Source organism: Citrobacter sp. Cb028 (assembly GCF_030336705.1).
Classification (GTDB): domain Bacteria; phylum Pseudomonadota; class Gammaproteobacteria; order Enterobacterales; family Enterobacteriaceae; genus Citrobacter; species Citrobacter braakii.
This window is the reverse complement of sequence record NZ_JAOWCZ010000034.1, coordinates 1,066,405-1,086,302: the sequence shown is the minus strand read 5'-3', so window position 1 is coordinate 1,086,302 and position 19,898 is coordinate 1,066,405. Positions and strand designations below refer to the sequence as shown.

General features: G+C 49.3%; 23 protein-coding genes and 1 pseudogene. 11 read left to right on the top strand and 13 right to left on the bottom strand.

Annotated features, from left to right (window positions below):
* Positions 1-24: 24 nt before the first annotated feature.
* The 3 genes from OGV75_RS14845 to OGV75_RS14835 all read right to left on the bottom strand — a co-directional run bounded on the left by OGV75_RS14845 (position 25) and on the right by OGV75_RS14835 (position 1,956).
* Positions 25-378: a hypothetical protein gene (locus tag OGV75_RS14845; protein ID WP_016152813.1), complete on the bottom strand. Its 354-nt coding sequence runs from the start codon at positions 376-378 to the stop codon at positions 25-27.
* A 10-nt stretch (positions 379-388) separates the two neighbouring features.
* Positions 389-631: a hypothetical protein gene (locus OGV75_RS14840; RefSeq protein ID WP_181633724.1), complete on the bottom strand. Its 243-nt coding sequence runs from the start codon at positions 629-631 to the stop codon at positions 389-391.
* Positions 632-1,209: 578 nt separating this feature from the next.
* On the bottom strand, positions 1,210-1,956 hold the full coding sequence (locus OGV75_RS14835; protein WP_286480837.1) for a MipA/OmpV family protein: 747 nt from the start codon (positions 1,954-1,956) through the stop codon (positions 1,210-1,212).
* 434 nt (positions 1,957-2,390) lie between these two features.
* Here OGV75_RS14835 and yeaG point away from each other — a divergent pair, with 434 nt between their 5' ends.
* Positions 2,391-4,325 (top strand): protein kinase YeaG, encoded by a 1,935-nt coding sequence (yeaG, locus tag OGV75_RS14830; protein WP_016152810.1) that lies wholly within the window; start codon positions 2,391-2,393, stop codon positions 4,323-4,325.
* A gap of 123 nt (positions 4,326-4,448) precedes the next feature.
* Complete coding sequence (locus OGV75_RS14825; RefSeq protein ID WP_016152809.1) at positions 4,449-5,732, top strand: YeaH/YhbH family protein; 1,284 nt, start codon at positions 4,449-4,451, stop codon at positions 5,730-5,732.
* Positions 5,733-5,807: 75 nt separating this feature from the next.
* Here OGV75_RS14825 and OGV75_RS14820 read toward each other — a convergent pair whose 3' ends face one another.
* The 3 genes from OGV75_RS14820 to OGV75_RS14810 are packed head-to-tail and all read right to left on the bottom strand — an operon-like array spanning position 5,808 to position 7,677.
* A complete protein-coding gene (locus OGV75_RS14820) occupies positions 5,808-6,446 on the bottom strand; it encodes a CatB-related O-acetyltransferase (RefSeq protein WP_170973907.1) in 639 nt (212 codons plus the stop codon).
* 35 nt (positions 6,447-6,481) lie between these two features.
* Positions 6,482-6,892, bottom strand: a complete 411-nt coding sequence (locus tag OGV75_RS14815; protein ID WP_049271241.1) for a hemerythrin domain-containing protein — start codon at positions 6,890-6,892, stop codon at positions 6,482-6,484.
* Positions 6,893-6,906: 14 nt separating this feature from the next.
* Positions 6,907-7,677, bottom strand: coding sequence for a class I SAM-dependent methyltransferase (locus OGV75_RS14810; RefSeq protein ID WP_137380475.1), 771 nt, complete (start codon positions 7,675-7,677; stop codon positions 6,907-6,909).
* 165 nt (positions 7,678-7,842) lie between these two features.
* Between OGV75_RS14810 and dgcJ the strand changes: the two genes are divergently transcribed.
* From dgcJ to OGV75_RS14795, 3 genes are all read left to right on the top strand, one after another.
* Entirely contained in the window at positions 7,843-9,333 is a 1,491-nt protein-coding gene (gene dgcJ / locus OGV75_RS14805; protein ID WP_286480836.1) for a diguanylate cyclase DgcJ, read from the top strand.
* A 44-nt stretch (positions 9,334-9,377) separates the two neighbouring features.
* Complete coding sequence (locus OGV75_RS14800; RefSeq protein ID WP_046275927.1) at positions 9,378-9,881, top strand: YbaK/prolyl-tRNA synthetase associated domain-containing protein; 504 nt, start codon at positions 9,378-9,380, stop codon at positions 9,879-9,881.
* 137 nt (positions 9,882-10,018) lie between these two features.
* Entirely contained in the window at positions 10,019-10,465 is a 447-nt protein-coding gene (locus tag OGV75_RS14795; RefSeq protein WP_016152803.1) for a DUF441 domain-containing protein, read from the top strand.
* Here OGV75_RS14795 and OGV75_RS14790 read toward each other — a convergent pair.
* Positions 10,442-11,240 (bottom strand): annotated as a pseudogene (locus OGV75_RS14790) (AraC family transcriptional regulator). The gene OGV75_RS14795 and the pseudogene OGV75_RS14790 overlap by 24 nt on opposite strands.
* Before the next feature lie 99 nt (positions 11,241-11,339).
* Between OGV75_RS14790 and OGV75_RS14785 the strand changes: the two are divergent.
* The gene (locus OGV75_RS14785) at positions 11,340-12,527 is read left to right on the top strand and encodes a CynX/NimT family MFS transporter (RefSeq protein ID WP_094761887.1); all 1,188 of its coding nucleotides are present in this window, start codon (positions 11,340-11,342) and stop codon (positions 12,525-12,527) included.
* A 37-nt stretch (positions 12,528-12,564) separates the two neighbouring features.
* Here OGV75_RS14785 and OGV75_RS14780 read toward each other — a convergent pair whose 3' ends face one another.
* Positions 12,565-13,272 carry a CTP synthase C-terminal region-related (seleno)protein gene (locus OGV75_RS14780; protein ID WP_016156299.1) on the bottom strand — a complete coding sequence of 236 codons (708 nt, stop codon included), beginning with the start codon at positions 13,270-13,272 and terminating at the stop codon, positions 12,565-12,567.
* A gap of 198 nt (positions 13,273-13,470) precedes the next feature.
* Between OGV75_RS14780 and OGV75_RS14775 the strand changes: the two genes are divergently transcribed.
* A complete protein-coding gene (locus OGV75_RS14775; protein ID WP_016152799.1) occupies positions 13,471-13,818 on the top strand; it encodes a DUF488 domain-containing protein in 348 nt (115 codons plus the stop codon).
* Between the two features lie 7 nt (positions 13,819-13,825).
* Here OGV75_RS14775 and OGV75_RS14770 read toward each other — a convergent pair whose 3' ends face one another.
* On the bottom strand, positions 13,826-14,074 hold the full coding sequence (locus OGV75_RS14770; RefSeq protein WP_016152798.1) for a putative hemolysin: 249 nt from the start codon (positions 14,072-14,074) through the stop codon (positions 13,826-13,828).
* Positions 14,075-14,260: 186 nt separating this feature from the next.
* Between OGV75_RS14770 and OGV75_RS14765 the strand changes: the two genes are divergently transcribed.
* Genes OGV75_RS14765 through yoaJ form a run of 3 tightly spaced genes read left to right on the top strand, consistent with a single transcriptional unit; the run spans position 14,261 to position 15,509 of the window.
* Positions 14,261-15,286 carry a sensor domain-containing diguanylate cyclase gene (locus OGV75_RS14765; protein WP_131381123.1) on the top strand — a complete coding sequence of 342 codons (1,026 nt, stop codon included), beginning with the start codon at positions 14,261-14,263 and terminating at the stop codon, positions 15,284-15,286.
* A 47-nt stretch (positions 15,287-15,333) separates the two neighbouring features.
* Complete coding sequence (locus tag OGV75_RS14760) at positions 15,334-15,432, top strand: YoaK family small membrane protein (protein WP_032941789.1); 99 nt, start codon at positions 15,334-15,336, stop codon at positions 15,430-15,432.
* 2 nt (positions 15,433-15,434) lie between these two features.
* Positions 15,435-15,509 carry a protein YoaJ gene (yoaJ, locus tag OGV75_RS14755; protein WP_101700011.1) on the top strand — a complete coding sequence of 25 codons (75 nt, stop codon included), beginning with the start codon at positions 15,435-15,437 and terminating at the stop codon, positions 15,507-15,509.
* Positions 15,510-15,558: 49 nt separating this feature from the next.
* On the opposite strand, the gene OGV75_RS14750 is transcribed toward yoaJ, so the two are convergent.
* Entirely contained in the window at positions 15,559-15,807 is a 249-nt protein-coding gene (locus tag OGV75_RS14750) for a GlsB/YeaQ/YmgE family stress response membrane protein (RefSeq protein ID WP_016152796.1), read from the bottom strand.
* A gap of 359 nt (positions 15,808-16,166) precedes the next feature.
* Between OGV75_RS14750 and fdhF the strand changes: the two genes are divergently transcribed.
* Positions 16,167-18,314, top strand: coding sequence for a formate dehydrogenase subunit alpha (gene fdhF, locus OGV75_RS14745; protein WP_046275921.1), 2,148 nt, complete (start codon positions 16,167-16,169; stop codon positions 18,312-18,314).
* Between the two features lie 49 nt (positions 18,315-18,363).
* Here the strand turns inward: fdhF and OGV75_RS14740 are convergent, their stop codons facing one another.
* The 3 genes from OGV75_RS14740 to yeaR form a co-directional block, all read right to left on the bottom strand.
* A complete protein-coding gene (locus tag OGV75_RS14740; RefSeq protein WP_016156293.1) occupies positions 18,364-19,011 on the bottom strand; it encodes a hypothetical protein in 648 nt (215 codons plus the stop codon).
* A gap of 215 nt (positions 19,012-19,226) precedes the next feature.
* A complete protein-coding gene (locus OGV75_RS14735; protein WP_003832433.1) occupies positions 19,227-19,409 on the bottom strand; it encodes a DUF1869 domain-containing protein in 183 nt (60 codons plus the stop codon).
* A 3-nt stretch (positions 19,410-19,412) separates the two neighbouring features.
* Positions 19,413-19,775 (bottom strand): DUF1971 domain-containing protein YeaR, encoded by a 363-nt coding sequence (gene yeaR, locus OGV75_RS14730; protein WP_005120376.1) that lies wholly within the window; start codon positions 19,773-19,775, stop codon positions 19,413-19,415.
* Between the last annotated feature and the right edge of the window lie 123 nt (positions 19,776-19,898).

The window sequence follows — 19,898 nt, the reverse complement described above, 5'->3', positions numbered from 1 at the left end:
CAGAACATCTTAACTGCACTGCGGTTATTTTAAGCGACCTAAATATTTCCCCTCTTTCATCGCGTTAATTTTCCCGTTTTTATAGACAATGACGGAAATCAAGCCCGCGCTATAAGACTGAGCGTCTGCATTGTTCTCATCATTTGCCGCCGCTTTGCCATTAATATAAGCAATACCATCAGCGCCACGTTTAAAGTCTACGCCCAGTTTATTCACATGCACGGGTGTGATTTTACTGGCGTGCACCGGAGCATTAGCATCGCTGACCATCGTTTTATGTTCATGCTGTAACTGCTGACGGTAAGCCTCGCTGATGGCATAGGCTGGTGCAGCCGCAGATGTTGCGACCAGTACAGCGATAATTATTAATTTCTTCATAAGTTACACCTTAATAATTATTGTGTTTGTGGTGATGACTGGAATTAGTATCATTTAAGTTATATACGTTTTGCGCGTTCTCCATAGCTTGTTTTTCAGCTACGGCATTGATTGTCGCCTGACGGTTTTGCTCAGCGATATAGCAGGCATCGCGGCTCACGCCCTTGCTTTCGCAAGCACTCATGCGTGAAGCCTCGGTGGAACATCCCGTCAGAATCCCACCCATCACTGCTATCATGATTAACTTTTTCATTATCTCTACCAAGTTTATTCGCAAGAAAACCACATGACATTTAATATCTGAGCCATGCAGCGTTACTGTCTTTACTTATTAAGTTGGAGTAATATCTGCAATCGCTTATTTAATGTCAATTTTAATTTTTTCAGATAAATACCTAAAAGATGTAAAATAAAAATTAACTTAATGATTTTATTTTTTTCAAATGAAAGTTAACTTTCATCGTCACACAAAAATAATAAAATAGTTATCTTGCTATTTTTAGTGGCGAGAGTTTCACGATAAAATTATACCGTGATTATAAAATAGAATATTATCAATATATTGCGAAACCAGAAATCACTCTCCCAGAACAATGATTCGTGAAACTGTACAGATACTCCTCCATTCACAAACGAATAGATTTCAGTCTCATCAAACAACAGGTTTAATTTTGGTAATTGCGGCAGGAAAAATACGTTAACTATTTGTTGCGGCCGATGTAATGCCAAAACAGCACAAAAAATCAAATCACATGTTTTGGATCAATATTCATCTCTGATATGCACAAAAAGCCCGCATCTCTGCGGGCGACTGTTTGACACACAGTGGTATCAGAACTTGTAGGTAACACCCGTTGAAATCAGACCCGTCCAGGATTTGTCCACCATCGGGCTGTCTGTCACTTCATCAGACAGGCGGGTATAACGCGCAGTACCGTATACGCTCCAGTTGCCCAGGAAGTTATAGTTTGCGCTGAGCTCCAGATACGGGTTCCAGGAGCTTTCAGGTTCGTAGCTACGCAAACCGCTACGGGCAGATTCATGGCGTGAAACACCATAATAGTATTCATTCTGGTTTTCACTGTTCCACTCGACACCAATCCCCGGAGTCAACGTCAAACCGCCATTGGTATAGCGGTATAACCACGCCAGATCCCATACAATACCATTGCTGTTATCCAGCGTATCGCCTGCAAGGCTGGTACGCAGGAAACCGTATTGCGTGTTGTGAATGTAAGAAAGGCCAGCCATCATGGTGCTCTTACGTTTATCCAGACTACGCAGACGGTTGTCGTCGCTGTCACCCGGTTTGAAGTACATTGGCGACCAATAGGCCATCACCGACAGCTTATCGGTATCGTCATTCCACAGGTAGTAACCACCGCCCAGACCACGGAACCAGAAGTTATCGCTTTCATAAGTCACAACCGGGACCGGGTAAACGTCACTATCGTAATCTTTGTAAGGGTGCTCAACCACACCAACGCCTGCGCCCAGCGTCAGGTTGCTCTCTGCCTGTGCGACGTTAGCGGAAGTGGCGATAAGCACGCTAAGTGCCAGAAGTTTGAGTTTGGTCACAGTCAATAATTCCTTATTTAAATGTGTAGCGGTCAAAGTTTAACCGTCAATACGCTTCAGCCCAACTATTTTACGGATTCGCCCCAGAATGTAACCCCCTAATTTCTCAGCGAGTGATGACATTTTGCTTGCAGGACAGTGAACACCGCATGAATCCTGCCCCATAGATTTACAAAAGATATGCTTTTTTTGCTGATGAGTTATTGATATGCCATTGAAATTCATTTGCGCACACAGGCAAGTTTTGCAAATGCCATCTACGCTTAATTTTAGAAGGTGTATCACCGAATACGTTGATCTCCTGACCACCACAATGGCATGAGAGTTGCTTATTTCTTCAGCAGCGACGTCGTTCAGTTTACCTCTTCAGGGGCCTCTACTATTCATATGAACGGCTCTTAACATGTGCTAAAAAAACGAAAGGACGGCATACCATGAATATATTCGATCACTATCGCCAGCGTTATGAAGCTGCCAAGGACGAAGAGTTCACGCTGCAGGAGTTTCTTACCACTTGTCGGCAAGATCGCAGCGCTTATGCCAATGCGGCAGAGCGGCTATTAATGGCTATTGGTGAGCCTGTCATGGTCGACACTGCCCACGAACCTCGTCTTTCTCGACTCTTTTCGAATCGGGTGATTGCACGATACCCCGCTTTTGAAGAGTTTTATGGCATGGAAGAGGCCATTGAGCAGATTGTTTCTTATTTGAAGCATGCGGCTCAGGGTCTGGAAGAGAAGAAGCAGATTCTGTATCTGCTGGGGCCTGTGGGAGGGGGGAAATCATCTCTTGCTGAGCGGCTGAAGTCGCTGATGCAGCGAGTACCGATTTATGTCCTGAGCGCCAACGGCGAGCGTAGCCCGGTAAACGATCATCCGTTATGCCTGTTTAACCCACAGGAAGACGCGCAGATCCTGGAAAAAGAGTATGGGATCCCGCGTCGTTATCTCGGTACGATCATGTCGCCCTGGGCTGCAAAACGTCTGCATGATTTTGGCGGGGACATTACAAAATTCCGCGTTGTCAAAGTCTGGCCGTCTATTCTGGAGCAGATCGCTATTGCCAAAACGGAGCCTGGTGATGAAAACAACCAGGATATCTCTGCGCTGGTCGGGAAAGTGGATATTCGTAAACTCGAACACCACGCCCAGAACGATCCTGATGCCTACGGTTATTCGGGCGCACTGTGCCGCTCAAACCAGGGGATTATGGAGTTCGTTGAGATGTTTAAAGCACCAATTAAAGTGCTGCATCCTCTGCTGACCGCAACCCAGGAAGGAAACTACAACGGGACAGAAGGTATCTCTGCCCTGCCGTTTAACGGAATTATTCTTGCCCACTCGAACGAGTCCGAATGGGTGACGTTCCGTAATAATAAAAACAATGAGGCGTTCCTTGACCGTGTTTACATCGTCAAAGTGCCTTATTGCCTGCGGATCTCCGAAGAGATCAAAATTTACGAAAAACTGCTTAACCACAGTGAGCTGACCCATGCGCCTTGCGCACCGGGCACGCTGGAAACACTCTCTCGCTTTACCATTCTTTCTCGCCTGAAAGAGCCTGAGAACTCGAGCATTTACTCGAAGATGCGTGTTTACGATGGGGAAAGCCTGAAAGATACCGATCCAAAAGCGAAGTCCTATCAAGAGTATCGGGATTACGCTGGGGTCGATGAGGGAATGAATGGTCTTTCCACGCGTTTCGCGTTTAAGATCCTCTCACGCGTCTTTAACTTTGACCACGCCGAAGTGGCAGCTAACCCGGTGCATCTGTTCTACGTACTTGAGCAGCAAATCGAGCGCGAACAGTTCCCGCAGGAGCTGGCAGAACGTTATCTTGAGTTCCTGAAAGGCTATCTGATCCCGAAATATGCTGAGTTCATTGGCAAAGAGATCCAGACGGCTTATCTCGAATCCTACTCCGAATATGGACAAAACATTTTCGACCGTTATGTCACTTATGCGGATTTCTGGATTCAGGATCAGGAGTATCGCGACCCGGATACCGGTCAGCTGTTTGACCGCGAGTCGTTGAACTCAGAACTGGAGAAAATTGAGAAACCGGCGGGTATCAGTAACCCCAAAGATTTCCGTAACGAGATCGTCAACTTTGTTCTGCGTGCCAGAGCGAATAACAGCGGCCGCAATCCAAACTGGACCAGTTACGAAAAACTGCGCACGGTCATTGAGAAGAAAATGTTCTCAAATACCGAGGAGCTGCTGCCGGTCATTTCGTTCAACGCCAAAACCTCAACTGACGAGCAGAAAAAACACGACGATTTTGTCGACCGGATGATGGAAAAAGGCTACACGCGTAAGCAGGTACGTTTACTGTGCGAATGGTATTTGCGCGTACGTAAATCGTCTTAAAATAAGTGCCCGGAGGCGCGTACGCTTGCCGGGCCTACAATACACATCCGTAGGCCGGATATGCTCAGCGCATCCGGCGTTACTGATGTAGCATAAAGTTGGCAAATGCAGTACGGGGGGCTTATGACCTGGTTTATTGACCGGCGTCTTAACGGCAAAAACAAGAGCACGGTAAACCGCCAGCGCTTCTTACGCCGTTATAAATCGCAAATTAAACAGTCGATCTCCGAGGCCATTAACAAGCGTTCGGTGACTGATGTGGATAGCGGCGAATCTGTCTCTATTCCGACTGATGATATTAGCGAACCGATGTTCCATCAGGGGCGTGGCGGCTTGCGCCATCGCGTGCATCCGGGTAACGACCATTTTGTGCAGAACGACCGCATTGAACGCCCGCAGGGCGGCGGTGGTGGTTCAGGAAGCGGACAAGGCCAGGCCAGCCAGGATGGCGAGGGTCAGGATGAATTCGTCTTCCAGATCTCTAAAGATGAATATCTCGATCTATTGTTCGAAGATTTAGCACTTCCTAACCTGAAGCAGAATCAGCAGCGTCAGTTAACGGAGTACAAAACGCACCGGGCAGGTTTCACCTCTAACGGCGTGCCTGCCAACATTAGCGTGGTGCGCTCCCTGCAAAACTCACTGGCGCGCCGCACAGCGATGACGGCAGGTAAGCGTCGCGAATTGCATGCGCTCGAAGCGGATCTGGAAACCATCGCAAAAAGTGAACCAGCGCAGTTGCTGGAAGAGGAACGGTTACGCAAAGAGATTGCCGAACTACGGGCAAAAATCGAACGCGTGCCGTTTATCGACACCTTTGATTTACGCTACAAGAATTATGAAAAACGGCCCGATCCTTCCAGCCAGGCAGTGATGTTCTGCCTGATGGACGTCTCCGGTTCAATGGATCAGTCGACCAAAGATATGGCCAAGCGTTTTTATATCTTGCTGTATCTGTTCTTGAGTCGGACCTACAAAAACGTGGAAGTGGTTTATATTCGCCACCATACCCAGGCGAAAGAGGTGGATGAGCACGAGTTCTTCTACTCTCAGGAAACCGGGGGAACCATTGTCTCCAGCGCGCTGAAGTTAATGGATGAAGTGGTAAAAGACCGTTACGACCCGGCCCAGTGGAACATCTATGCCGCACAGGCCTCGGACGGTGATAACTGGGCGGATGATTCCCCATTGTGTCATGAGATTCTGGCGAAAAAACTGCTGCCGATGGTGCGATATTATAGCTATATCGAAATCACCCGCCGCGCGCACCAGACCTTGTGGCGTGAATACGAACATCTGCAATCAACGTTTGAAAACTTTGCGATGCAGCATATCCGCGACCAGGATGATATTTATCCGGTCTTTCGCGAACTGTTTCATAAGCAAAGTACAACCAGCAATAGCTAACCACATACATAAATCAGCCAGAGGTTATCTCCTCTGGTTGATTTTTATGACCTCGCGTTTCGACCACATGTTATGTCATTTAGCATTTTGTCTCAGGCTAGCCACTTCAACTTCGAGCGCGGAAATATCGCCAGAAGACAACAGCGGTTGGATTTTCACGAGCGACTCTTCCGGAAGTTGATACAAATTAAGGGCCAGTATTCGTTCAATATCCCCCACCGGCAGGCGATATTTTATTATTTTTGCCGGATTACCGCCGACTACCGCATACGGTGGCACATCTTTAGTCACCACCGCACCTGCTGCGACAACAGCGCCTTCCCCGAGCGTAACGCCTGGCATGATCATGGCGCGCATGCCTAACCAGCAACCATCATGCAACACCGTGTCACCCCGAAACTCGTAGGCATCTTTGATCGACGCCATAAAGGGATAAAGACTGATCCAGTCAAGCCGGTGCGTACTATTTCCCCCCATCAGAATAACGCTCTCAGCGCCAATGCAGACGAAATTCCCAATAATCAACTTATCCAAATGCCCAAGCGGTTCCCAGTCCCGGCTGATCTCATCACCGAGTAAATACCGCACCACCGAACGTTCGAATCCTTGATCCCAGCAGTCACTGTAATAGCTATGCGTACCCTTAATAACTATATTAGGGTTGGTCACTGTCTGATGAAGGTACTCCATTCTCGACCAGTGTTTTTCTGACACTTCGCCATCCTTTTATCATTGTGTTTTAAAACACCCTACATCCTTTCCACCAGCGGATAGAAGTCTTTATTTTCTTTTTGCATACGCTCATACACTTTGCGTAGAACATTGTTGGCATCACGTCTGAATGCCTCATCATTACCTTTTAATTTACTGGCAATATTCCAGCGCCGGGAAAAAACTTCATATTCGCTGACGATATCCGTCATTTCACGTTGAAATTTTGAGCTAACCTGTCTGAGCGTACTATTTCCATCCTGCTCAATATGTGGATAAAGGAACTGATCTTCAGCAAACAAATGTGTTTTTATAATGGCACTCATGCTAACGATCGCAGTTGCAATTTCCTGGGCATTGGATGATACGCCTGCATGGCTCAACGTACGTAGAAATGATATTTTCTCCAGAATTTCAACATGCTGATCTTTCATTTTATCAATATTCATCCGTTTATCCTTTTTTATTTTCCCTTTACGGAGCAGCAGGCAATGTAGTTTAGCTGGTGACGTTGCGAACGGAAGAAGCGAAACATTTTCAGGAACCGGCGACGATTTTCGCGTGTGCGTAAGCCGTTAAACACAATTTTAACCGCCCCAGTCAGCCCTTCATCACGAATTAATCCTCGCGGCGACATCAGCGACATATCACCATTCTGCTGCAAGACCTGTGCAAACCCACCGTTCAGAAATAAATCGCGCCAGCCTTGTCTGGTCATCGGGCTAACGTTTGATTTCACTACCTCTACAAGCTGGCCCTGCTCGCCCGCGACCAGTTTTTGTGCGGTGAACATAATGTCGTGAGTTAACAGACGCCCGCCGGGCTTCAATACGCGATAATACTCGGCAATTAACTTCGCCTTCGCTTTATCGGCATACATTGTCAGCATGGCTTCGTTGATCACAACGTCGAAACTGTTATCCGCAAATGGAAGGGTGTTAGCGTTAGCTGCCATAACGTGAATGTGATTTTCCAGACCATTTGCCGCCACGTTATTTCTGGCGTTTGCCAGTGCGGTTTTATCCATATCAATGGCGTATACCGTACAACCAAAACGTTGAACTAACTCTATCGCCGTCGTGGCCATGTTACACGCCACTTCCAGCACCTGGCTGTCGGGCGTCAGCTGTGACTGGCTGAACAACCACTCTGTTGCTTCAACGCCCCCCGGACGCAGACGGGTTTTGCCCAGGCTGGCTAAGAACGTATGGCCCGCTTTATCAGTCGCGCTCATCTGCTTGTCTCCTTTCTTATAAGTTGCATTATAAATACAACAATAAGAGTTAAAGGTGAAGCACGCGAATGATTTTTATTACAAAATGCCCTTCCCAGTAGCGTTAGAGCGGATGAATGCCGTGTGATAGACTGAAGTATCAGACTTACAGGGCTGTACATCATTATGCAATTGCATCATAAAGCGCTCAGGCTCTTTATCTCCGTCAGCGTAGTTGTTTTGACATTTTCTTTTTTGGTTTATGAGCTCATTGCCAGCGATAAAGCAATGAATGCGTACATGCGCTATATCAATGAGAAAGCCGACTCGTCGTTTCTCTATGATAAGTATACTAATCAAAGTATTGCAGCCCATCTGATGCGCACATTTTCATCCCCCCAGGAACCCGCTTCTATCGAGCAACAAAAAGCACTTTGCAACGCTTTCGACAGCGTTAACGGCACTCATGGGCTCAACCTCACCCAGCATAACTACCTACCATTACACGGTACGTTGCAAACCCCCACCACAAAATGTAGCGAGAAACTTGAAGACATATTTCTACTGCCCTCTTTTGACTGGGCGGTAAACGTTAATCGTGAGCAGAAAGATTACGGTCATGGTTTAGGTATGCAGGAGTATAAATTTCGATATTACGTCGATCTCAAAAATAATTACGTCTATTTCTTTGATCTGGTCGATTCGCGGAAATTTGCGATACACAACTGGTCGTTTTTGCAAAAAGGAAACCTGGGTATCAACCAGAATGATATTGACGGTATTTTCACTGGCCGCACGGTAATCTCCCGTATTTATGAAGATAACCTGACCGAGAAAAAAGTGATGAGCTTTTTAACACCGGTCTACTATGCCGGTAAGTTAAAAGGCGTGGTGATGGTGGATATTAACAAAGAGAATTTAAAGAATATTTTCTATACCAGCGACCGCCCTCTCGTCTGGCGCTATCTTAACGTGACGCTTTCGGACATCAACTCAGGTAAAGAGATACTCGTTCACCAAAGTGAGAACAACCTGTTTAGCTATGTTCACTACCAGGAGGACATGCCCGGCGGTATACGCATCACCTTATCGCTTGATTTTATGTACTTTATTGTCTCCTCCTGGAAAGTATTCGCCTTCTATCTGCTGGCGACAATACTGTTGCTGAATATGGTCAGAACGCATTTTCGGCTGTATCACAACGTCACGCGTGAAAATATCAGTGACGCAATGACCGGGCTCTACAACCGCAAAATTTTAACGCCGACGCTCGAACAGCGTTTACAGCAGTTGGTAAACGCGGGCACCCTCGTGACCTTTATCGCCATTGATTGCGATAAACTAAAAGTCATTAATGATACGCAGGGGCATAAGGAAGGCGATCGAATTATCACCATTCTGGCTAGAGCCATTCAAACCTCGATTCGCAAAAACGACTATGCCATACGCCTCGGTGGGGATGAGTTTTGCATTATCCTCATCGATTACCCCGCTGAATTAACGCCTCGTCTGCTGGAGAGGATTCGCTATAACTTACAAATTATTGCGCAAGATAGAGCAATCAGCTTCTCCGCAGGGATTTATAATATGCAGCCAAACGACACCATTGATGATGCCTACAAAGCATCCGATGCACAGCTCTACCTGAACAAACAGAAAAAACGCGCGGATGCGTAATCATTTTTCTGACAGGATTTTCATTGTTGTACCAGGAGTAAGTCATGACGGAAGTGAACAAAGGTAACGCAACGCATCAGCGTTTAATTTCGCTGTTGTCAGAACAAGGCGCAACGTATCGCGTGGTAAGCCATGAAGCGGTCGGCAAATGTGAAGCGGTTTCTGAAATTCGCGGTACCGCACTGGGCCAGGGAGCAAAAGCGCTGGTTTGTAAGGTCAAAGGCAACGGCGTTAATCAGCATGTCCTGGCGATTCTTTCTGCCGACCAGCAGGCCGACCTGAGCCTGTTAGCCAGTCATATCGGCGGGTTAAGAGCATCACTTGCCAGCCCGGCGGAAGTCGATGCACTGACAGGTTGCGTATTTGGCGCTATCCCACCGTTTAGCTTCCATCCAAAACTTAAGCTGGTCGCCGATCCGCTATTGTTTGAGCGTTTTAATGAAATTGCGTTCAATGCCGGAGTGCTGGAAAAATCCGTGATCATGGATACCGCAGATTACCTACGTATCGCGCAACCGGAATTACTCCCGTTCCGCCGCGTACAATAGCCGCCCGAGTCAGGTGTAAAAACGTAGCATCGTGCATTAGCCCAAAAAAAATCATAATCATTAAAAAAAGCCTGTTCCGTCACGCGTTTACGCGTACAGTAAGCAGGCTTATTTTTTCTTTTGGCAAGGAAACTACGATGTTTGATGTCACTCTGCTGATCCTGCTCGGACTGGCAGCTCTGGGCTTTGTCAGCCACAACACCACTGTCGCTGTTTCAATTCTGGTGCTGATCATTGTTCGTGTTACCCCTCTGAATACTTTCTTTCCATGGATAGAAAAACAGGGCCTGACCGTCGGGATTATAATTCTAACTATTGGCGTCATGGCGCCGATCGCCAGCGGAACGCTCCCCCCCTCCACGCTCATCCACTCCTTTGTGAACTGGAAATCACTGGTCGCTATTGCCATCGGGGTATTCGTCTCCTGGCTTGGCGGGCGCGGTGTCACGCTCATGGGTAGCCAGCCTCAGCTTGTGGCTGGTTTACTGGTGGGTACAGTTCTGGGCGTGGCGCTATTTCGCGGTGTGCCGGTGGGACCGCTCATTGCGGCAGGTCTGGTGTCATTGATTGTTGGGAAGCAGTAGCCAGTCCAGCCAGATAACGGCCTGGAGTCTGTCCCAGGCCTTTTTTGAACATGGTGATAAATGCCGTGGTCGAATCGTAACCGAGCATTTGCGCAACCTGTTGCACGTTATGACCATCTATCAGCGCCTGCAGCGCCAGAATCAATTGAAGCTGGTGACGCCAGCGGCGAAAACTCAACCCCGTCTCTTTAACGACCAGACGGGCGAGGTTCCGCTCACTCATCGCAAATACGCTGGCCCACTGTCCCAGCGTCTGCCACTGCGCGGGCTCCCGCGCCATCGTCGCGACCATTCTGCGGATTTTCGGGTGATCGGAAACCGGCAACTGCATTTGCTCCTGCGGCTGCTGCGGGAGTTCATCAAATAGCACTTGTGTCAGCCGCTGGGTAGACGGCTCCAGCCGTTGATCATCCGTTTTGGACGCCAGCGCCAGAATGAGCTCCCGACATAATGGGGCGATTTTCAGGGTGCAGCAGCGTTCAGGCATCACTACTGCCTGCGGCTCAATAAACAAAAAGCACAGTTGCGCCCCAACGGTAACGTGATTGCTGTGTGGAATTTCACCGGGGATCCATACCGCATATTGTGGAGGCACCATCCACATAGCATTTTCAACCTCACAGGTGATCGCGCCATGCAAGGCCAGAATCAACTGCCCCTTACGGTGCTGATGCAGCGGACTGAAGAGTTCATCTTCCCGGGCCTGAATACAAAACGCCACCGCCGCATCGTGGTAAAGGTCGGGCTCATACCCATCCAGTCTCAGTCCTAACATAAAAATGTCCGTTTTTAGCGATAAACTGTCATTTTAGCTTGATTCATCCATTGAGTAAAAACGCTAAAGTATCGCCTCGCCTGACGATATGAGAAAAAAATGACAAATATGCCTTCCTCCCGCGGCAAAAACGCAGCCTGGCTGATCGCGGGGATCCTGATGATTGCCACCACGCTGCGCGTCACCTTTACCGGAGCCGCCCCGCTGCTGGATGCAATTCGCACCGACTACGGCCTGAGTACCGCCCAGACGGGACTTCTGACCACCCTGCCGCTGCTGGCCTTCGCACTGGTATCGCCTCTGGCCGCCGCCGTTGCACGCCGTTGGGGTATCGAACGCAGCCTGTTTGCCGCAATGCTACTGATTTGCGCTGGTATTGCGATACGTTCGCTGCCCACGCCAGGTTTCCTGTTTAGCGGTACCGCTATCATTGGTTGCGGAATCGCGCTGGGAAATGTGCTGTTACCTGGGCTGATTAAGCGTGATTTTGCTCAGCATGTGGCAAAACTCACTGGCGCATACTCGCTGACTATGGGCGCAGCGGCGGCACTGGGTTCAGCTATTGTGGTTCCGCTGGCGCTGAACGGGTTTGGCTGGCGCGGTGCGCTGATGGTACTGATGGTCTTTCCGCTGCTGGCGCTGATTATCTGGTTACCCCAATGTCGCCAGACGGCCAATGCCAGTTTGAGCAACTCGCGCGCGTTGCATTCCCGCGCGATCTGGCGCTCGAGCCTCGCCTGGCAGGTGACGCTGTTTCTCGGGATCAATTCACTTATCTACTACGTGATCATTGGCTGGCTACCCGCCATTTTAATCAGCCACGGCTACAGCGAAGCGCAGGCCGGTTCGTTGCATGGTTTACTGCAACTGGCAACCGCCGCGCCGGGGTTATTGATCCCTCTCGTCCTGAACAGATTTAAGGATCAGCGCGCCATCGCCGCACTGGTTTCGTTAATGTGCGCCATCGGCGCAGCGGGATTCGCCGTAATGCCCGGGCAGGCTTTGCTGTGGACCATACTGTTTGGCTTTGGCTCAGGCGCCACGATGATCCTTGGTTTGACCTTTATTGGCCTGCGCGCAAGCTCAGCGCATCAGGCCGCGGCCCTGTCCGGCATGGCACAATCCGTCGGGTATTTACTGGCTGCCTGTGGGCCACCGCTGATGGGTAAGATTCACGACCTCAATGGTAGCTGGCTGATTCCATTAGCTGGGGTCGCCGTGTTAGCAATACTGATGGCGGTGTTTGGTCTGTGCGCGGGGCGTAATCGGGAGATAGCAAGCGCATAAAGCAGCGGGCAGGTTTGAGTATAACCTGCCCGTTTTTTTATCCTCGCGCAGCGCGCAGCATTGCCTGAACTAACGGCACGGGTTTTCCCGCCAGCGCTCCACGTTCATGCTGAAAGAGTGTGCCGACAAAAAAAGGATGCGTCACCAGCTCAATGGCACGGATATCACCCGCCTCATCCCAGCCAGTCACACGAAGATCACCGCTCTCAAGCTCGGCGGCAAAATCTTCCGATACGCCATAGTTGCAGTGATACCCCTCGGAGATAACACCCCGTCCGTAGGCTTTGGCAATCAGCGTATTGGCCCTCAGTTCAATATCATCCGTTTTTTCTACCAGCGAGCAGGTCAACGGTGCGATGACCATCCGCCCCGTGGTATCCGTTTCCGCATGGGCAGCATCACTCCAGCCCAGCACGTTGCGGGCATACTCCAGAATCGCATGTTGAAAACCGCCACAGGTCCCGAGGAATGGGATGCTGTTTTCACGCGCGTAGCGGATCGCGATCAGTGCGCCTTCCAGGTGCCGATATGGACTGCCAGGAACGACCCAAATAGCATCATAGCCAATCAGATCTTCACTGCTGCTAATATCAGAGGTGGTTAGCCAGTCATAATCAGCCACTAATTCCAGGACGGCAGCGGCATCATCGATAGCAAGAGGAATGGCCTGATGCGCCACAATATCAGGGCTGTAATCACCCACCAGCGCAATGCGAAGCGTATCTTTAAACGGGGAAATTTCCATTAAGCTTTCCTTATGTCCAGACAATGAGGGACAATATAAGGAGCCTCAGCCTACCGATTTTTTGTTGGTATCACAATCCCTTAAATTGGGAGTCAGGACGGGCAGAATGTTACAATTGTCACGTTTTACGATCTTATTTAACCGTAATAAAGGTGTCGAAATATATCAAAGCAGTGGATTAATGGAGCGGATGAAAAGATGAAAATTCAATGTAAACGCGTGTATGACCCAGCAGAAAAAAATGATGGTTATCGCGTACTGGTCGACAGGCTGTGGCCTCGCGGGGTAAAAAAGACCGACCTTATTTTTAACGAATGGAATAAAGCGCTTACGCCGTCATCTGATTTACGCAAGGCGTTCCACGCAGAATTGATTGATTTCACACACTTTTCCGAGCAATATCGCGCTGAACTCGCCCTACAGCAGCAGGAAGGAAAGCGTCTCGCAGAGATTGCCCGACAGCAAACCTTAACGCTACTGTATGCGGCGAAAAACACCCAGCAAAACCACGCGCTGGTGCTGGCTGAATGGATACGTCAATGCTAACCGGATTTCATTTGCCCGTTGTCGGATGATCTCTGCGCCAGAGCGCCCATTCATCAATCACTTCCCCGCCCGGTAATTTGCAGTCCGACCTTACGCCTTGCGGGGTCTGCACCGCAATCAGCGAGCCGCCCTTTTGTTCGCAATATACCGATGCCGGATTCGCCAGACCAATCTTCGGCGGTTTGGGGGCTTCGGGCTGAGTGGTACATCCCGCTAGCACCAACAAGCCGGGCAAAATTATAGACGCCAGTTTCATATCGACTCCTGTTAAAAACCTTATCCCGGCAGGTTACCCCGACTTTCCATCTATCTCCATGTTTTACTGCCAGCTTTCAATTTAATGTTTAAATTTTGAGCGGGATGGCGTGTTTCATCTTTCATCTTGATGTTCTATCATGCGGGCCACGTTAGCCCAGTCATTACTCAGGAGCATTTACACCTCATGTCGGACATGATCCTTGCCAGAGTCTCACAATCCTTAGCCACGGAGCAGTCAGTTGAGAGCCTGGTTCGGCAACTTCTGGAGATGCTGGAAGTGGTGACTGAGATGGAATCCACCTATTTAACTAAGGTCGATTTAGATGCCCGCCTGCAGCATATTTTGTATGCGCGCAATAGCAAGCAGATGCAGATCCCTGAAGGGCTGTCCGTACCCTGGGATGAGACGCTATGCAAACGCGCCATAGACGAAAACTGTCTGTACAGCGACAACGTTCCCGCTCGCTGGCCGGAGTGTACCGCCGCCCGCGCGCTGGAGATAACCACTTTCCTGAGCACGCCGGTTCATCTTCCCGACGGAACGTTTTACGGTACGCTCTGCGCCACCAGTCGCCACCAGCACGCATTAAGCCAACGTGGCGAACAGGTGTTACATCTGTTTGCAGGCCTGATCGCCCAGTCAATTCAAAAAGAGTCGCTGGTTGCTCAGTTACGCGAAGCGAATGCCGCGCTGATTGCGCACTCTTACACCGATGCTCTGACCGGATTACCGAATCGGCGCGCCATTTTTGAAAATGTTGAGACTCTTTTTTCCCTTGCCCGACATCTCAGGCAGAAGATTATTTTTGCCTATATTGATTTGGATGATTTCAAATTGATCAATGACCGCTTTGGCCACGAGGTTGGCGACCAGTTTCTGATCCAGATTGGTCAGCGTCTGCTTCGCGAATGCGGTGACAATGATATCCTTGGCCGACTGGGTGGTGACGAATTTTTAGTCGTGAGCCTGTCACCGGAAGATGACAGGGATCCGCGAGACCGCCTGCAGCAGGTGAAAAATCAGCTACAACAGCAAATTTGCGGTGACTACCACCTGGGTGACATTCATCTATTTTATCCTGGCGCCAGTCTGGGCGTGGTGGAAATTAATCCGTTGGAGACTGATGTAAACTGCGCGCTTCACCTCGCAGACAGCGCAATGTACAAGGATAAAAAGCGTCAGGATAAAACCACTTTTGTCGTACATTAAGCCCTGCTATGCTAACCCGTCTTTAAATAACTCTGGCAGATAATCGTATGCGACTCGGTATTATTTTCCCCGTCATCATTTTCATTTCCGCTGTCGTTTTCTTATCCTGGTTTTTTATTGGCGGCTACGCTGCGCCGGGAGCATAACGATGAAAAAAACAACGCTTATTATGATTGGCGTGGCTATCATCGTCGTTCTGGGAACAGAATTCGGCTGGTGGTGACCTAAGAAAAAGGCCACATATTAGTGGCCTCTATTGTCTGTATGTTTACTTAGCTTTTGATTTTTCTGTAGATAAACAACACCACAATCGCACCGATCACCGCCACGGCGAAACTACCGAAGTTGAAACCATCGACTTTACCAAAACCAAAGAAGGTGCTGATCCAGCCACCCACTACCGCACCGACAACCCCTAAGATAATGGTCATAAAGAATCCGCCGCCATCTTTACCCGGCATAATCCATTTTGCCAAAATCCCAGCAATAAGACCGAAAACCACCCATGAAATAATGCCCATAATTTCCCTCGCTTATGTTTTTAAATTAACGATTCACTCGTCGTATAAAAGCATAGCATAGCGCTGAAAAATTAAAATTTGTGATCGCTATCACTTCTGTTTTTCATCTTTTTCTGATGTTTCATAAGGTTACACCGCTGACCGGCAGACTAATTTTGTCGCGCCTCGTCATTAATGTCGAATCGTCAGTCATTCTGCTTAACGCTTTGGCCGTCAGCCCCTGCTATTGCTGGGTTTTCACTTCTGGCACACTTTATGCTTAAACAGCCCGTCACTACGACACATCGTAGTCCGCGATGCGTATCGCGTGACTGCGTCTACAATTCGCGCTATTTCAGCATTTAACAGGTCTGTTATTGATGAAAAAAATCACCAGTGTATGCCCATACTGTGGGGCCGGGTGCAAGCTCAAGCTTGTTGTTGAGAATAACAAAATCATCCGCGCTGAGGCCGCAGAGGGTGTAACGAACCAAAATCAGTTATGCCTGAAAGGCTATTATGGTTGGGACTTTCTTAACGACACTCGCCTTCTGACTCCCCGTCTGACCCGCCCGATGATCCGTTATGAAAAAGGTGGAAAATTCACTCCCGTTAGCTGGGATGAAGCCATTCGCTACACCGCAAAACGCTTAACTGAAATCAAAAATACCTATGGCCCTCGTGCCATCATGACCACCGGATCTTCCCGTGGAACTGGGAATGAGACCAACTACGTGATGCAAAAATTCGCACGTGGCGTGCTCCATACCAACAATGTCGATTGCTGTGCCCGCGTCTGTCACGGCCCTTCCGTGGCCGGGTTACAGGAAACGTTAGGCAATGGCGCCATGAGCAATTCCATCAGCGACATTGAAAACTCAAAATGCCTGCTGATCTTTGGTTATAACTGTGCCGATTCACACCCAATTGTGGCCCGCCGGGTAATTAAAGCTCGCCAGAACGGCGCAAAAATCATTGTCTGCGACCCACGCCGGATTGAAACTGCCCGTATCGCTGACCAACATTTGCAGTTGAAAAACGGTTGCAATATGGCGCTGGTCAACGCGTTTGGCCATGTTCTCATCGAGGAGCAACTCTACGATCGCGAGTATGTACAAAAGCATGCGGAAGGACTGGAAACATACTGGGAAACCGTTAAGGAGTATGCGCCTGAAGACGTTGAACATTTAACCGGTGTTCCCGCACAGCAGGTTCGTCAGGCGATGCGTACATTTGCTGCGGCGCCATCGGCCACCGTGATGTGGGGGATGGGCGTCACCCAGTTTGGTCAGGCCGTTGACGTGGTTCGTGGTTTGTCGAGCCTGGCCTTGCTGACCGGAAATCTGGGACGCCCTAACGTCGGTGTTGGCCCGGTGCGCGGGCAAAATAACGTGCAGGGCGCGTGCGATATGGGGGTGCTGCCTAACCAGTTTCCAGGGTATCAGGACGTAACCGATTTCGCCGTCAGGGAGAAATTTGCCACCGCATGGGGCATTGACGTTAATCAGATGGATGACAAGGTTGGGACCCGCATCACCGAAGTTCCGCATCTGGCTATCGAAGGCAAAATCAAAGCCTACTACATCATGGGAGAAGATCCGCTGCAAACCGAGGCCGATTTGGGTCTGGTCCGCGAAGGATTTAACGCGCTCGATTTTATCGTCGTGCAGGATATCTTCATGACCAAGACGGCGGAAATGGCCGATGTCCTCTTGCCAGCCACCTCATGGGGCGAACACGGTGGCGTCTTTACCTGCGCCGATCGCGGTTTCCAGCGTTTTGAGAAAGCGATTGAACCCACTGGTGATGTAAAGCGTGACTGGGAGATTATCAGCCTGCTGGCCAGCGAAATGGGTTATCCAATGCAGTATCAAAATAACCAGCAAATCTGGGATGAGATGCGCGAGCTGTGTCCACTGTTCTACGGCGTGACCTATGAGAAAATGGGTGAGATGGGTCATGTTCAGTGGCCATGTCCGGATCTCGATAGTCCTGGTACGCCCTACCTTTACGCGCACAGCCAGTTCGATACCGCCAATGGCAAAGGCAAACTGTTTGCCGCACCGTGGCGAGCGCCAGCAGAAGTTCCTGATGAACAATATCCGCTGGTTCTGTGTACCGTGCGTGAGGTTGGGCACTACTCCTGCCGTTCGATGACCGGCAACTGCGCAGCGTTGCAAGCACTGGCAGACGAGCCAGGGTATGTGCAAATCAATACCCATGATGCTGAAAAAATGGGTATTCGTCATCGCGATCTGGTATGGGTCAGCTCGCGCCGCGGTAAGGTTATCAGCCGCGCGGATGTCTCCGAGCGCATCAATGCCGGAACGGTCTATATGACCTATCAATGGTGGATTGGCGCGTGTAACGAGTTAACCCAGGACAATCTCGATCCTATTTCGAAAACGCCGGAAACCAAATATTGCGCCGTAAATATTGAGCACATTACCGATCAGGGGTGGGCAGAAAAATATGCCGCACAAACGTATAGCGACATGAAGTCACGTCTGTGTGAGGCTATTGCGTAAGTCACCGCCATCATCGCCTGAGTCTGGCTTTCCAGACTCAGGCCTTATCTCATGACTTCGCCAGCTGTGGTTCACTGAAGCGGATGGATGCAGCTTCCTCCTGCTTATCCCGCCGCATAAAGCCGAGGTTCATCAGAAACAATCCCGCCATAAACGGTAGTTCGTACAGTTCTTCAATCAGATCGCCATACTGAGCATTGTGCAGAAAGATGGGAGCCAGCAGACGATGATGCTCTACCGTATCGGAGATCAAAAATGCACAGGTGGTGATCGCTAACAGCCACAGAGGTAGCGGTTCATTGCGAAAGCGACGGGCAATATCCTGGCGTAAGCGCTTCGAAATCAGCACTGGCAGAATAATCATGGCAATCAATACCACTGAGATAGCCCTGAACAGGAGTTTAGGATGCTCAGGAAAATAATCGCGGCCCCAACTTGTGCTTCGGCCCAGTAATACCAGCCACCACGCTGCCGCCCAAAGCCAAAATTGCTTCTCGCCTTCGGGACGTGATAAGGGCCTGATGTAGCTGAGTGTAAATATGGCACCAAACAGCAGCCATAGCGCCTGGCCATTTTCAATCCAGCTGACGACAGTACCGTTGAGTAGCGGGAGATGCCAGTTCGCGGCGAACGGGATCGCCACGATGGCTAATCCGAGAATGATTGTGGGTAATGTAAGTCGGGTATTGAGTTTCATAAGCGCGATGTTCTGTTTTATATCTGTTTCGCGATCATAACCCCTGTGAATGATCAACTATTAGCAATCAATGCGAATCTCTTAAGGTATTCTTAAGGAATCCTTTCTGGATATTTCCCTGTTTCGCCCACAAAAAAAACGCACTGCGCCGTCAAAGCGCAGTGCGGTTTTTAGATTAAAAACTAATATATTCAATCAGTAGCAGTGACTAATGCCTACCACCCGCAGACTTCGTGCTCATTTTCGGTATCGTACGAACGCACGGTATTGACCAGATCTTTGACCACTTCAGCTGCCACATCCGGCACCAGTAATGTCATTGGCGCCTCTGTTTCATAATCAACAGAAACACCGTTGCTGTTATTGGTCACGGTTACGGTATAGGTTGCTTTACCCATGATTTACTCCTTGCCGGTGCGCACGACTTTTCGTTGATTTGCACTCTCCATCAGAACTTCCGGGGCTACGAAAAAATCGATATTAAAGTAAGTGTCGTCGGTCATCACTTCGATGTTATGCCATTTTTCCGGTGGAAAAACGCCAAACTGACCGGCTTCAATAATCATCACCTCTACTGGCTCCGGACTGTGTTCGTCTGCGTATCCGAGATATTTGACCGCCCCCTGCATAACCGAAAGTCGAGGATAAACCCCGGCTCGGGTCCCTTTATCAAGGTGGCGTTCGAAAATTCCGGCAGGCGCCGTTTCTTTGTTCCAGAATGGCGTAGAGCGTGTATGGATATGATTCTGTGGAATTTGAAGCATTTTTCTTCCCTTTTCCAGTCGACAACCAGCGAGTCATAATGAACCGCTGCTGTACACAGGGTACGCCTCAAAATATACATTTAAAATACCATTTATTGGTTATAACCCTACGATTATAAATGA